The sequence below is a fragment of the Microbacterium terrae genome (assembly GCF_017831975.1).
Classification (GTDB): Bacteria; Actinomycetota; Actinomycetes; order Actinomycetales; family Microbacteriaceae; genus Microbacterium; species Microbacterium terrae.
The window spans coordinates 765,827-778,934 of sequence record NZ_JAFDSS010000001.1; the positions used below are offsets into that span (position 1 = coordinate 765,827).

The 13,108-nt window shown below is 63.3% G+C and carries 12 protein-coding genes; 8 read left to right on the forward strand and 4 right to left on the reverse strand.

Annotated elements, in window-relative coordinates; all coding sequences use genetic code 11:
* The first annotated feature begins 256 nt into the window (after positions 1-256).
* The 7 genes from JOD63_RS03520 to JOD63_RS03550 all read left to right on the forward strand — a co-directional run bounded on the left by JOD63_RS03520 (position 257) and on the right by JOD63_RS03550 (position 9,241).
* Entirely contained in the window at positions 257-2,995 is a 2,739-nt protein-coding gene (locus tag JOD63_RS03520) for an AAA family ATPase (RefSeq protein WP_045274411.1), read from the forward strand.
* A 235-nt stretch (positions 2,996-3,230) separates the two neighbouring features.
* Entirely contained in the window at positions 3,231-4,265 is a 1,035-nt protein-coding gene (locus JOD63_RS03525) for a nucleotidyltransferase domain-containing protein (protein ID WP_211088039.1), read from the forward strand.
* The gene (locus JOD63_RS03530; RefSeq protein WP_084613334.1) at positions 4,262-5,785 is read left to right on the forward strand and encodes a ThiF family adenylyltransferase; all 1,524 of its coding nucleotides are present in this window, start codon (positions 4,262-4,264) and stop codon (positions 5,783-5,785) included. Before JOD63_RS03525 ends, JOD63_RS03530 begins: the two co-directional genes overlap by 4 nt.
* The gene (locus JOD63_RS03535) at positions 5,782-6,246 is read left to right on the forward strand and encodes a Mov34/MPN/PAD-1 family protein (protein ID WP_084613333.1); all 465 of its coding nucleotides are present in this window, start codon (positions 5,782-5,784) and stop codon (positions 6,244-6,246) included. The genes JOD63_RS03530 and JOD63_RS03535 overlap by 4 nt, the downstream gene beginning before the upstream one ends.
* Positions 6,236-6,991 carry a DUF6602 domain-containing protein gene (locus JOD63_RS03540; protein ID WP_052682315.1) on the forward strand — a complete coding sequence of 252 codons (756 nt, stop codon included), beginning with the start codon at positions 6,236-6,238 and terminating at the stop codon, positions 6,989-6,991. Before JOD63_RS03535 ends, JOD63_RS03540 begins: the two co-directional genes overlap by 11 nt.
* A gap of 105 nt (positions 6,992-7,096) precedes the next feature.
* On the forward strand, positions 7,097-8,398 hold the full coding sequence (locus tag JOD63_RS03545) for an SAVED domain-containing protein (protein WP_045274410.1): 1,302 nt from the start codon (positions 7,097-7,099) through the stop codon (positions 8,396-8,398).
* Positions 8,399-8,908: 510 nt separating this feature from the next.
* On the forward strand, positions 8,909-9,241 hold the full coding sequence (locus JOD63_RS03550; RefSeq protein ID WP_045274409.1) for a hypothetical protein: 333 nt from the start codon (positions 8,909-8,911) through the stop codon (positions 9,239-9,241).
* 152 nt (positions 9,242-9,393) lie between these two features.
* Here JOD63_RS03550 and JOD63_RS03555 read toward each other — a convergent pair whose 3' ends face one another.
* The 4 genes from JOD63_RS03555 to JOD63_RS03570 form a co-directional block, all read right to left on the reverse strand.
* On the reverse strand, positions 9,394-9,936 hold the full coding sequence (locus JOD63_RS03555; protein ID WP_045274408.1) for a hypothetical protein: 543 nt from the start codon (positions 9,934-9,936) through the stop codon (positions 9,394-9,396).
* A 157-nt stretch (positions 9,937-10,093) separates the two neighbouring features.
* Positions 10,094-10,468: a hypothetical protein gene (locus JOD63_RS03560; protein WP_045274407.1), complete on the reverse strand. Its 375-nt coding sequence runs from the start codon at positions 10,466-10,468 to the stop codon at positions 10,094-10,096.
* Between the two features lie 235 nt (positions 10,469-10,703).
* Complete coding sequence (locus JOD63_RS03565; protein WP_157003921.1) at positions 10,704-11,207, reverse strand: hypothetical protein; 504 nt, start codon at positions 11,205-11,207, stop codon at positions 10,704-10,706.
* A 385-nt stretch (positions 11,208-11,592) separates the two neighbouring features.
* Positions 11,593-11,772, reverse strand: a complete 180-nt coding sequence (locus tag JOD63_RS03570) for a helix-turn-helix domain-containing protein (protein ID WP_045274405.1) — start codon at positions 11,770-11,772, stop codon at positions 11,593-11,595.
* 119 nt (positions 11,773-11,891) lie between these two features.
* Here JOD63_RS03570 and JOD63_RS03575 point away from each other — a divergent pair, with 119 nt between their 5' ends.
* On the forward strand, positions 11,892-12,536 hold the full coding sequence (locus JOD63_RS03575) for a hypothetical protein (protein ID WP_245243870.1): 645 nt from the start codon (positions 11,892-11,894) through the stop codon (positions 12,534-12,536).
* Positions 12,537-13,108 lie beyond the last annotated feature (572 nt).

The following is a 13,108-nucleotide window of genomic DNA, read 5'->3' on the forward strand; positions in this document are numbered from 1 at the left end:
GGGACCGCTTTGCGCGCGACACGATCATGCAAAATCGACACTGATCTTGCCTCATTCGACGAGTCAGGGCGGCGCCGATCGCATCGACAAGGGACGAGGAGGCGAAGACGAACACGAAGACAAATTTGCGAGAGCCTCGAAGCAATGCACGCAGGCACCAACGGTGACGGGCGCCCTTTAGAGACGATCCCCTACACGTGCCTGCACGTCAGAAAAATCCCTGGATAATGGTCAAAACGCACCCTATCCTGACGGCATGCGAGGAGGCCTCGAGCGATGGAAGCGAGGTGTCGAATCCCGAGGGGTTCGACAAGCGATCTCGTACGCGCTCGAGGGCACCTGCGATGCTCACCTCCAGCACTCCCCCGGCGTCAACGCGCTCGAAGCGTACAGTGTCACATCGGGTTCGACCGTCTCGCGATCCATTGTCGAGAACGGCGTCATCACCTCCGACGAGCTCACCGCCGGCGGCCTTCGTGTCTGGCTCACCGGACACGACCCGGTCACCGGGGAAGAGCGAGGCCATCAGCGGCTGAGCCCCGACGCCGATCTGCTGCTTGACGGGACGCTCAACCACCCGAAGTCGTACAGCATCGCCGCGCTGCTGCATCCCGAACTTGCCACCGAGTTCGAAGCGCTCCAGGACCGGCTGCGTGAACGCATTCTGCTTACGTGGCAGACGGAACTCAACGCGCGGCGCGGGCACGGCGGGCTCGTCCGCGAGGAGATCACCCGCATTGAGGTCGTCGAGCTGCAGCATCGGCGCTCGCGCGCGCTCGACCCCCACATCCACCGTCACCTCTGGCTGAACATCAAGGTGCTCGGCGCGGACGGCAAGTGGTCGAACCTCGACTCACGCGTCGCTATGAAGCTGCACACCGTGGTCAACGCCGAGGGCGAGCTTGCCGCGTGCACGGATCCCGCCTGGATCGCCGCGCTCGCCCGGCACGGATACACGCTCGACGATACGGGCGAGATCGCCGAGCTCGCTGGCGCCGTCCGACCCGTCTCACGTCGGTCGGCTCAAATAGAGGGCAACCGCGCGCGCCTGGTCGCGGAGTGGTCGATAGCGCACGGAGGATCGGTGCCGAGCGTGGAGGTGCTGCAGCAGATCGATCGCCGCGCGTGGGCGGTGTCGCGTCCGAACAAGCCGGCCGATCTCGATGAGGCGTCTTGGGAGGCGCGCGTCCGCGACGAGATCGCAGCGATCGATCTGACTCTGACCACTCCGCGCGCACCCATTCCAGTTGCTGCGACAGACCTGCGTGTCGTCGACCTGGATCTGCTCGCGGCACAGGCGGTCGTCGACGCGGATGAGCGGTCCGCATCCTGCGGCGGGAGGTTCAGCAGCTTCGACATCCGTGCGGGCGCAATTCGCGCGCTCTCGCGCACGGGCGTCGTTGCGGAGCGCGACCGGCTCGATGACGTGATCGCCGAGATCACGGAGCGCGCCACGCGTTCCGTCTACCAGCTCGTTGCGGAACCGCCGGCGCACGTCAAGGCGTTCATGGCGACCGAGACCGTGCGCGCCAAGGTGCGTCTCGCGGGCCGCTTGGACGTGCTCGCCCGACCGGGGCGCTCCCTGCTGCCGGGCGAGTTGCACCGGTTCGCACCGCACGAGGATCCGTCCGCACTGGATGCGTCGCAACGGGTTGCAGCGTGCGCCATCGCCGGCACGGACGGGCTCGTGACGGTGACCGGCCCCGCCGGCACGGGGAAGACGACGATGCTGCGCGCGGCGTTCGCGGCACTCACGTCGCAACGGCGACGGATGCTCGTCGTTGCCCCCACACGGAAGGCGGCATCGGTGGCGTCTCGCGAGGTCGGGGCCGCGGCATCCAGTATTCATGCCTTGCTTTTGGACCATGGCTACCGATGGGGCACCGACAGGGCCGGCGCGAAGGTGTGGAACAGGCTTCGAGTGGGAGAAGTCGATCCCAGCACGGCCGCCGTGTATGGCGGACCATCACAGTACGTACTGCGTTCTCGCGATCGGATCGTCGTCGACGAAGCCGGCATGGTCGACCTGCAGACGGCGAACGTCCTCGTCGAGCTCGCGATCGAGCAGGGTGTCGGGCTGGCGTTCGTGGGTGACACGCATCAGGCGTTGCCGGTCGGGCATGCGGGTGCGATGGGTTCCGCGATCCGGCACGCGAACGCTGCGGTGGAGCTCGACACGGTGCACCGGTTCCGCGATCCCGACTACGCCGCGCTCACACTGCGCCTCCGGGATGCGGGTGATCGCGAGCGCGCTCTGGTGGTTGCGGGCGAGCTTGCCGAACGCGGTCACGTCGACCGGGTCGAACATCACGACGCGGCGCGCGAGCGGATGATCGACGCGTACTTCGACTGGCACGCACGCGGCAAGCGGGTGACACTGGTATCTGGCACGAATGCTGAGGCGGATGCGATCAACGACGCCATCCAGCAGCGGCGAGTCGATCAGGGCGAGCTCGACGTCCGCGTCGCCGCATGGGGAATCGGTCAGCAGCGCATCCTCGTCGGCGACACCGTCCAGACCCGTCGCAACGACCGGCTCACGGGGGTCGAGAATCGCGCGCAGTGGATCGTGCGCGGCATCCGCGACGAGTACCTGTCTCTTGTCTCCGTGAGCGACAGCGGCGAGGTGGCGCGTGTGTCCACCGAGTACGCGCGCGAGCACCTGCAGCTCGCCTACGCCTCCACCGTGCATGGCGTGCAGGGCGACACCGCCGATGCCTCGGTGGTCGGGCCGGATGTCGATGCCGCGGGACTCTACGTTGGCCTCACGCGCGGGCGGCTGCACAACGTCGCAATCGTCGTGGCGCGCACGGATGCCGCGGCGCGCGAGTGTCTCGCCGAGTCGATGCAGCGCGGCACTCCGGAATTGACGATGCAGGATGCTGTGCGCGTGGCACAGGCCGAAGTCCGGCGTGCGGCGAGGAACCGGGAGGCGGCCATGGTCACGGGGCCGGTGGTTGGGGCGCCGAGCGGGGGGCGTGGACTCGGGATGTAGAGTTCACCTACTGCGATAGAAGGCTCTCGATTGTTCGGCCGCACGCTGCTTCTCTGGCCTTCGCGACGACCCTCATCTTCCAACACTCGGTGGTCAGTGCACCGATTCCGAGAGCGCGGGGCGCGGATGCGAAAACGCCCGGCTGACCCGCGCTTAGTGAGAAGCGTTCGGGCAGACATACCGGCGCTGCGAGATCCGCCTGCGCCTCGCCGCAGATGAACGGCTACTCCCGTCGATGTCGGCGCCCACGCTTATCATCGCATTGCGGGAAAATGCCCGAGATTTCCAGGCCGAAGGGGGGAACGGCATGTCCGTCCTTACTAAACAATTCAAGGATGCGCTCTCACAAGTCGAACCAGGGGAGGACGCTGCGCACGCTGCGGAGGCGCACGCCGAGGTTCGTGATGTACTTCATGGTCATTCCGACCTCGTGGAGTGGGGACTCCACTCGGTCCTCATCGGCTCTTACAGGCGCGAAGTGTCAATTCGTCGGGTCAAGGATGTTGACGTTTTCTGCGAGCTACCGAGCTTGCCAGAAGATCAAGACCCGCAGGATCTCCTGGACAAGTTCGCTCGCCTGCTTGCGGACGAGTATGGTGACAGGGTCACGAAGAATGATCGTTCGGTAAAGGTGGACTTCCCCGACTTCGACATGCATGTGGACGTTGTGCCAGCTCGGGCCGCCGGCGACGAGTGGGAGATTCCAGATCGTGACGGTGGGTGGGAAAAGACTCATCCCGTCAAGTTCAGCGAACTTAGCACCGCTCGCAATCAAGCGCACGACGAAAAGTATGTTCCGGTGGTCAAGCTTCTCCGCCAAACCCGGCGGGCACTGCTTGGAGAAGCTAAACCGGGCGGCTTCTTCGTGGAGATCGCTGCCTACCACTCATTCGCGAGTATCCCGGACGGGAACTCGGACGATTCGCCCAACTCTACTGCGGAGTATTACACAGTTGCGTTGGAGAAGATGGCGCCTATCCTTCGCGATCATGCTGATGACGTCGCGCGCTTGATGAATCCGGCGATCCCGGAGCAGGAGCTTCACGTTAGGGCAACCCGAGCGGAGCTCGACGCCATCGCCGACAAATGGGAACAGGCTGCGGTCGATGCGCGCGAAGCTTTGGAATCCGAAAACGACCAAGATGCCGCCCGGACGTTCAAGCGGTTGCTCGGACAGAACAGCGACGGTGACGATGTCTTCGAGGTCCCGGTGGTTGTGTCGGCCGGGCATCGAAGCCTGCCTAGCGGAGAGTCGCCCACGTTCGGATGATTGATAGTACGGACGCGTATGTCGAAGCGGCGATACGGAGCTTCGACGAGGCGCTGAACCGTGCCGGGTTCCAGACCGTCCGGTGTGGTGACCGGCCTGAGGATTGGGAGTGGGTTGGGACGGTGGGGAACAATCGCGAATCAGCGATCGTAGTCCTGGCTAGCGACTTCCCATTCGCCGCTCCGAGTGTTGTTCTGCCACAAAGATCTGATCAGATCAACTGGCATCAGATGCCGGATGGGTCCCTGTGCCTTTGGGACGCTCATTCGAAGGGCAATCAGCCGTGGCTTGACGGCGATGGGCTTATCGCGCGGGTCGAGGAGTGGATAGTTCGTGCCGACGCCGGCTGGGTCGATGACATGCCGCAACTTGACCTCGAAGCGTACAACAACATATGGCTGGAGATCCGCGACGACCATTTGTTCGCGCCCATGTTGGTTATCGACGATTGGGATCAGATAGCCGGAGGTTGGTTCCAGGCAACTCCACCGGACCAGAACGGTCTGATGAGTGTTACGGGGGCTCAGCTATTGGAGCCACCTATGCCGGCGCCGCCGCGTAACAAGAAGAAACGACGCTCGGGGACAGTTCGGCAGAGTCGACCGAACAAGTTCCTCAACGGGATCGCCATTGACCTCGGGAGCGTGACGAAGCCGTTCGTCTTCACCGAGCAGATAGCAGAGGAAGCAGGGGTCAACGGTCCTCTGATCGTCGCGATGCTGGAGGCGGGGCGGCCAGTTCTGTTTGCCGCTCGTTACACGCGTGACGAGGCTGTGGGCTTCATTGGCTTCTGGTTCGAACTCAATAAGGACGGCGGCATTCGCCGGTGCTTCCCCGTGGCCGAACGCCGACATGCGCAGCAAAGACGAACCGGATGGCATGCCGCGGCGCTCGCAGATCGCAAGGTATCCGTCGTCGGTGCCGGGAGCATAGGCTCGCACCTCGCCGACCTTCTTCACCGAAGCGGCGTAACCGACCTTACTGTCCACGACTTCGACACTTTGTTGCCCGGAAACCTCACACGTCATGCCGCTTCTCCAGCATTCATAGGCGCCCCGAAGACGACCGCAGTGAAAGAAACGGCTAGCCTGCGAACGCCGGATCACCCGATCAAGATTGCTTCTTCGGTACGAGGGCTGAGCGATGCGGTGCAGCTGTTGCGCGACCAGGACCTCGTAATCGACTGCACGGGTGATCGTCTCACCTGGCAACTCTTGCTTGCCGCCGCCGACGTAACCGAACGCTCGTTCCTGCACGTCGCTGTCATCGGGCACGGGCAAGTGGGTCGGGTTGACATCTGCCCCCCGCTGGAAGGTGCAGATCCCGTCCCCGCGAGCATTGTCCAGCCCCTCGAGGTAATGGCGTGGGAGGCGGGCTGCGGTGACCCTGTCAGCCCTACACCACCATCCGCTGTAGCGGAGACTGCAGCAATGGGCGCTCGCTTCGCCATCAGGATGCTAGCCGGGGAACCGGTACCTCCGAGCGGAGAGTCACGCGAGCTGTTCCCTGTTATCACATGACCAAGAAACTCACTCTTGCAGGGGCCGCCTGGCGAGCATTGCAGGTGGCGGGCGCGCAATCGCTTCCGCGTGAGATCGGCGGTCTACTGCTTGGGCACTACGCCGAAGCTGGGCCACATGTCACTGAAATTCGTGTTGTTCCCGACCCGCGCGCTACTCGAATCCGATACCGCCGAGACGCCATGACAGCAGAACGCATTCTCGACTCCAGCGTCCGCGCGGACGATACCGGCGTCCTTGGCTACCTCGGTGAATGGCACACCCATCCTCTGCCCTTTGGCCCAAGCGCTACCGATGTCCTAGCAACTCGCCGACTTGCCATCGCCGGAGGTCACGACATCGCGCTTCTGGTACTGGCAAAGGGTGCCCGAGGATGGACTGGCCACGCACTCAACGCCGACTCGGCCGGCAACGTAGAAGAGCTCACTCTAACTGTCGAAGGAATCGACAATGACGAATAGCAACAGATTGCGGACGGCGTTCCTGGCGAAGCAGAACCACCTACTCGCCGCGTTGGAGATAGTGCCAGACTTGACCGGGCACGGAACGACGATTGGCGATGACTACGAGGCCAACTGGGCGCGGGTACTTCGCGAGTTCTTGCCTGCACGGTACGGGATTGCCAAGGGGCAGGTGATGGACTCGCAGGGAGGCATCAGCGACCAGATTGACCTGCTGATCTACGACGCTCAGTACACTCCGCTACTCGCCAGGACCGCGAACGGGGATCTGTTTGTGCCAGCGGAAGCCGTGTACGCGGCTTTTGAAGTAAAGCAAGAAATGAACAAGCAGTTCATGGAGTACGCCGGGAGCAAGATCGCTAGTGTTCGCGAACTGCACCGTACTTCGGTCGAGGTGCCCTTCGCGGCTGGGACATACCCGCCGAAGCCGCCTATACCAATTCTTGGAGGCCTCCTTACGACGCGCAACGGCTGGGCGGACCTGGAAGGCGAGGCTGCTGTACAGGCTGTACTCAGCCTGAGCGGTTCTCGCCAGGTTGATATCGGCTGCGCTTTGCGAGGAGTCGCATTCAACCGCCGGAACGAGAACACGGCAGATACACCCGAGTACAGCGAACCAGACATGACTCTGATGTTCTTCCTCGTCCGGCTATTCGGCCGCTTACAAGAGGTAGGGGCCGTGGCAGCGGTCGACGTCGATGCGTATATGAGCGCGCTCGATCTAGGCGATGAGCCTGGCAGCTAACCTCGCCGTGTCCCGCGAGATGGCACCACAACGCTGTCCGCCTGAATCGTCCACCCGGCTTCATCTAGCCTGCGAGTCTGGTACTTGACGACGAGGAGTGACGACATGCCCGACACCGCCATCAACCCCCGCGACCCTGTGTTCGTCTCGTATCGCCACTCGGACGGAATCGCGCTGGCAGCGGAACTCACTTGGTTGCTACGTGCGGCTGGTATTCCAGTCTGGCGGGACGTCGACGACCTCCCACCGGGTGATACTGACGCCCGCCTGCAACAGGCCATCGACGAGGGCATCTCCGGAGCCGTGATCATCATCACCCCGCAAATCGCTGACAGCCGAGTCGTCCGAGAAGTCGAGGCCCCCCGGCTCCTCCGCCTTCACCGGTCCTCGCCCCAATTCGCGTTGGGAATCGTGAATGCCATACAGACCTCCACCGGCGTCGTTGATTACGACGCCCCAGATCGTGTCCTCGGGATGGAGCGCCCTGAGCTCAGGAGCGTTGATCAGAAGAGCGCGAGCCGGCTGGGGCTAGTGACGATGGCCCGGCAGATGTTGTGGCACCGAATCGCAGCGATCCGGCCGCTACTTTCCGCGAGCGGTGGTGAGCTGCGGCTATCGCTCCAGACCAGAAACACGCCGCAGGTGTATGACCGCACCGACGCTGATCTCGACATCCGGATCCGCCCCTCCGCGCACGAGAAGCTTCCAAGTGCACATGGACTAGAGGACTTCGCGGAAACTGCGCAGTTCCTCCCAGACGCGGTCACACGGGCTGGCGCGAACGGCGTACGCATCGAAGGCGGCGCGCACCTGTCCGTCTCCATCGCGATCGGTGCGGCCATACCCTCCACCAGAGTCGGCCCGATGACCGTTGTTGATGGCAGGGGCGTCCACTGGGTCAGCTCCACCGAACCTCAACTACCCGACGAGCCACGACTTCGAATAGTTCGTGAATCCACGATCCCGTCTACCGCGCCGGCTCCCGGACGCCCGGACGTCGCCGCCTACATCGATCTTCAACATCCCCGAAGCGACGCCGCTTTCGACAATTACCTCACGGAGCACGCCGCCGAACTCGTAGCCTGGCAACACCTTGCCCCCACGCGCACCGGGTTGCTCGACGCGGCGGACGGGGGAACCATCGCCGCAGAAGCCGTCGCGCACATTCGAGAGCTCTCCATGACGAACGGGAACGCGGTAGTTCACCTGATGGTGCGCGGGCCGTTCGGCCTCGCCGTGCTGATAGGCAGGCTCACGAACACTCTCCGCGTCGTTGCGTACGAGTGGACTGACTCCGACGCCCCAGATGGTACTTTCATGCCTCCTCGATATGAGCCCATTGTGCAATTGCGCGCGTCGACGCCGGCCGGAGTGATCGAACGCGTCATCGTCGCCGACGCGGAGTGATTCGATCGCATGGGCCTGAATGAACTTGACAAGGCCAGACGTCGCTACACGCAAGCGAGTCCCTCAGTGGGCCGCGCCGGGATCGCGGGCGTCAACGGGCGTCGGCGCACTGAGTGGACCCCTCGCCCTAGTTTTGCTGGCAAAGCTGGAGTATCGATCCTCGACATGTCGGGATGAACCTCTTGCGGGATTGCTTACCGTGATCGGCCGTTCGATTCGCAGAGACCCGCGCGGCGGTTCGCGCGTCCCAGTCGAAGCCTCCAGCGTCTTGGGAGCCGAGTACCCGCACTTGCGTTGTCGTGTCGCGCCGAATCATGAATTGCGGATCAACGTCGCCGTGGGACGCCGCCCCTGAGTTGAGGCCGAAAGCGTTGTCTCCAACGCGCCGTCAGCGGCGATTCCACCGTCGAGGCGATGGTTCTTCTGCCGACGGCGCGCCCCGCCATAGCACGCCGCCGAGAGTCGCTATCGTCTCACGGGGAACACCGGAACCAGCCCACTGGGGGACCTATGGAGCTTCACAACCATGATGAGATCATCCGCGCGATTGAGTCGCGGCGCGAGGTAGCGGTAACCTTCCGCTCGAAGGAGGATGGTGGAGCCGTTCTAACGCGACGCAGCGCGCCGATGGACTTCGCTCCTAGTACCCGCGCTCACGACAAGACGCCCCGGTACCACTTCTGGGACTTCGAGAGCGACGGTCCGTACAGCCACACGTTGTCCCTGCTCGCCGGGCAGATCATCGAGGTAGAGGTGCTCGAGACCACCTTCGACCCGGAGACCTTTGTTACCTGGAAGACGAGCTGGACAATCTCGCGTTCGAGTTGGGGGCAACACAACTGATCCCCCAAGGGCAGTCAACCGTGGTTGCGCCGCCGTGGGTCGCCACCAGGCAAATCGGCGTGCCATGACCGAAGGCCTACCACTCCCGTTCACCGCCCGCTGAATGACGCGGCTCGACGGTCCGGCTTACGCACGACGATCGGACAAGAGTTCTACGCGAGGCGCTCGTCGCTCATGACGAAGCTCCTAACCGTTCGATTGAGCAGCACCCAGACCTTGCGTTTCTCGTTCTCCGTGAAGTCGTGGCGCTGATTGAACAGGTCAAGCAGGAACTTGTAGTCGTTGTCTCCATTCGATCTGTTGTACTCGTTGGCAGGAAACGCGCCATTCTGCCACAGGTCGGCCAGCAGAGCTCGTGAGAAGTACTCGCTCGTGAGTTCGACGCGCTCGCCCTTGGCAAAAGCCGCTCGCAGGTCAAAGAGTCGGCGCAGTACAGCGACAGTGGCATCAAGCTCTTCAACCTCGAACAGATTGACGCAGCTACTCCCAATCGGAAAGAGAGTCTGCTGGGTCTGCCGATTGTGAATCGTGTAGAGGTAGACGAGTCCAGTCTTTCCACACACGCAGATCCCGGTAGCTCGCGGGTCTTCCTCGACACTCACCACCTCCCATTCCTCGACAGCCTGTGCCCAGCGAGCCGCGAGGGACGCTTCGATGACGGCACTGCGCAATGCTCCGAAGTTGTGTGTACTCATATGTTCCCTCTGGCGTCCTAACGGTGAGTCGCAAGTTGTTGCCCCAGTGGTCGACAGGCTGCGGGCCAAGCTGCCGCCAGAGCCACGATCGGCCCGAATCGACGGTCCGCATGCGGGAGCACCCTCGCAGACCGGAGGCCGCCGCGACGGCGACAGACTATTGAGTCAAACGACGGGCCGTGCGCTCAAGCAGATCCGCATCATCCTCGCTCAGCTGATCGAGCAGCGGAGCGAGTCGGTGCACTCGTGGCGAGTACTCGCCGAGCGTTTCGACGCCATAAAAGTCCATCACGACCATTCTTCCGACCTGGTCGGGCGTGACGCCGAGCAGCTTTGCAAACCCCGCGAATTCGGCCCTAGTCGGCGGCCCGACGCGGCCTGCGCCGCCCGTTCCCCATGCGCCGTTCTCGGTCATGTTTTTGATCCAACTGAACGAGCGTGCCTGGTCCGCACCGACGGACATGCTGACCCAGTCCCTGCCGCTGTCATGAATCTTCTTGAGGGCGTCCTGAAACGGTGTGCTCGAACTCATCCAGTCAGGCTATCGCATGATTGCCCATTCCAATAGGTTGATTCTCCAGCTCACTCATTCGACCAGTGCATCGGCTCACCCGCCTGTTTGAAGGCCATGGCTTTGGTGGTCAGTCGAGGGGAGGCTACGACACCCTCGCCGGCGACTAGCGGCGGAGCGGCCATCAACACACCGCCAGGGGTTCCCGAGACCCAACGACGCGGGTCGGGCGTGGCCGAGGACCGACGGCGGCGTCTCATGCCTCCTGATTGGCGGGAACGGTTGGGTCCGGGGCCACATCAACAGACGACTGCGAGTTATGCGGGGTGAGCCAGTCTCGGATCTTGAACACGAGTCCGATTATGAAGAGCGCGACGCCGATAAGCGCGAAGATGATGCCGCCGAAAACGAGCCCGCCAAGGACGCTCTGGAAGAGCGACTGCCACGCGCCGGCATCACCTCCGAGCACGAGCGAGGCGACCACCGCGATTAAGTAGCCGCCCAAGACGTACATGTAGGCCACTGTGAATACGCCCAAGGGCTCTCGTTGAGATCCGTAAGCGATCGCGACCCGGGTTCGTCTGCTTTCAAGCGCATGTCGAGCTTCACCGGCCGGCAGCTTGTCGATGATCGAGTTCAGGGCAGCAAGTTCCTTGGCCACGCGCGGTTCGTTGCGCGCGGCTAGTACTCCCACGAGGCCGACTACGGCTGCCGCCAGAGCAGCCAAGCCGGCGATCAGAGCAACGGCGACGTCGTTCACGACCGTCAGCCTATGCGCGTGACACCGTCAGGCTGACGATCGGCACGCTCTCCATCGTCACCGGTAAGCATCCTTCTGGTTCCGCCAGACCAACAGGCCGCGTGGGGATGGATCACTGTGCTGACCCGTTCGCTCTTGCGCCTCGGCCGGGACACGAGGCACCTCCGCAGGGTAGCGGTCGGTCAGGCGTGATTCCCGAACACTCGCAATTGCGGGGACCCCTCGTGGCACCAAGATAAGCGTCGATGGCGGGCCGGCAATCTGCGGCGGGGCGACGCTTGGGATGATCACCGGTGGTGTTGAGTATGCCGTGGGCACCAGACAGCAGAAACTCTCAACGCGATTCGATCGCTTGGGACGCGGCGCTAACGATCTAAGAAGGCGTTCATGGGACCACGCCGAACGCACGAAGTAGCCCAGCGCGGGGAATCATCCGACGCGGGCCGAGTTGGATCGTGGGGATGGTCCCGCTCTCGATGCCGAGCTTGATCGTGCGGTAGTCGACGCCAACGAGCTTCGCGGCATCCTTCATCGTCAGAGCCAGGCAATCCTGTGACCGGTTCATCGCCCTTCCTTCCTGTGAGCCAGCATTGTCAGTCTCCCTTCGTCGCAAGGTACCACACGCGTGAGCCAAGATCGACAGTCTTCTTCGCGAATCTTCGATGACCTGGAATAGTGGACTTCATGACAGACGTCGAAGCGTATGACTTCAGCGACGAACGCATCGATCTCGGCAGTGGGGTAACGCTTCCGAAGTCCTGGCGCGCGCGCGTGTCTGGCGAGCAGGACGTGCCCGGCACGATCACCGTCCGCGTGGAGTGGGATGACACGCTCGGACGCACCGCGGTGGTCTTCGCTGCCCTCGAGCGCGAAGCGGAAGGTGTCGACATCACCAGCCAGGTGCTCCGCGAGGTGCGAACGCACTGGATCATGACGAGGTCAGCTCTCGATGTCGTCACCGTCAACGTCAGCTCGGAGGATGGCGACGAACGCGACCGCATTCCAGTGCGCGAGTTTCTCAGCCGGGTGCGGGCGCACGAGGAGCGCGAGCCCTTGGAGTCCCTCCACGCTGCAATCTCCGTCTACCGCGTCGCGACGGCAATCAGCTATCCGCCGCTCAAGCTCGTCGCCGACACCCTGCAGATCAGCCAAAGCACCGCGACGCGCCTCATGAGTCGCGCGCGCGACTCGGGTCTGGCGCCGGAAGTCCGGATCCAGGAGCCGCGGCGGGCGCCGGCGGTCGACCCGTACAACCCGGGCCAGCCATTCGACCCTGCGGCGCCACACCGCGGGTCAGCTCAGCCCGGCGGACCGTCAATCGGACGATGAGCAGCCAGTCGGTGTTACCGCGGGGTGACCCGATCGGGGTCAACGGCCTTAGGGGCTGTTTGAGCAGATTGTTCAGTAATCACATTCTATGACGTCCCGCTCTTAGCAATGTGCTCTCTTGATGTTTCTTGCCGCTGGGCGGATTCCGACGCCGGGATGCCTTACGCCGCGAGCGTCTCGCAGCCTTGATTTTGCGCGGTTCTTTGCCCGCATTTTGCCCGCAAACCTGTTCCCACAACATGTTCTCGGCCGTTGCGTGATGTCGCGCGAGATCCCGCTAATCCGCGTGATTCCGCGGTTTTTGCAGGTTCCCGCTCGATTGAGCATTATGCTCAATCGTGTTCGAGTCCCTCCAGGGGCACCAGTCTTCATCTCCCTCACCTGGGATGCCGGTGGTCCCGGCCGGACCGTGACGTGCGGGATGCTCGCTTGAAGGCACGGCGGATGCGAACTGGTGTGGTCGGCCGTCTGACCGCGACGATCGCGTGTTCGCTGTCACGCGCACGGGTTCGCGGCTGTCACATCGCTTCCCTCGGCGCCGACACTTATGCACCGACCAGCCCGAGCCCCGG

Excerpts from the sequence above, each read along its gene's own strand:
- JOD63_RS03520 (WP_045274411.1), top strand. The coding sequence starts at position 257 with ATGCGAGGAGGCCTCGAGCGATGGAAGCGAGGTGTCGAATCCCGAGGG.
- JOD63_RS03525 (WP_211088039.1), top strand. The coding sequence starts at position 3,231 with ATGTCGGCGCCCACGCTTATCATCGCATTGCGGGAAAATGCCCGAGAT.
- JOD63_RS03530 (WP_084613334.1), top strand. The coding sequence starts at position 4,262 with ATGATTGATAGTACGGACGCGTATGTCGAAGCGGCGATACGGAGCTTC.
- JOD63_RS03535 (WP_084613333.1), top strand. The coding sequence starts at position 5,782 with ATGACCAAGAAACTCACTCTTGCAGGGGCCGCCTGGCGAGCATTGCAG.
- JOD63_RS03540 (WP_052682315.1), top strand. The coding sequence starts at position 6,236 with ATGACGAATAGCAACAGATTGCGGACGGCGTTCCTGGCGAAGCAGAAC.
- JOD63_RS03545 (WP_045274410.1), top strand. The coding sequence starts at position 7,097 with ATGCCCGACACCGCCATCAACCCCCGCGACCCTGTGTTCGTCTCGTAT.
- JOD63_RS03550 (WP_045274409.1), top strand. The coding sequence starts at position 8,909 with ATGGAGCTTCACAACCATGATGAGATCATCCGCGCGATTGAGTCGCGG.
- JOD63_RS03555 (WP_045274408.1), bottom strand. The coding sequence starts at position 9,936 with ATGAGTACACACAACTTCGGAGCATTGCGCAGTGCCGTCATCGAAGCG.
- JOD63_RS03560 (WP_045274407.1), bottom strand. The coding sequence starts at position 10,468 with ATGAGTTCGAGCACACCGTTTCAGGACGCCCTCAAGAAGATTCATGAC.
- JOD63_RS03570 (WP_045274405.1), bottom strand. The coding sequence starts at position 11,772 with ATGAACCGGTCACAGGATTGCCTGGCTCTGACGATGAAGGATGCCGCG.
- JOD63_RS03575 (WP_245243870.1), top strand. The coding sequence starts at position 11,892 with ATGACAGACGTCGAAGCGTATGACTTCAGCGACGAACGCATCGATCTC.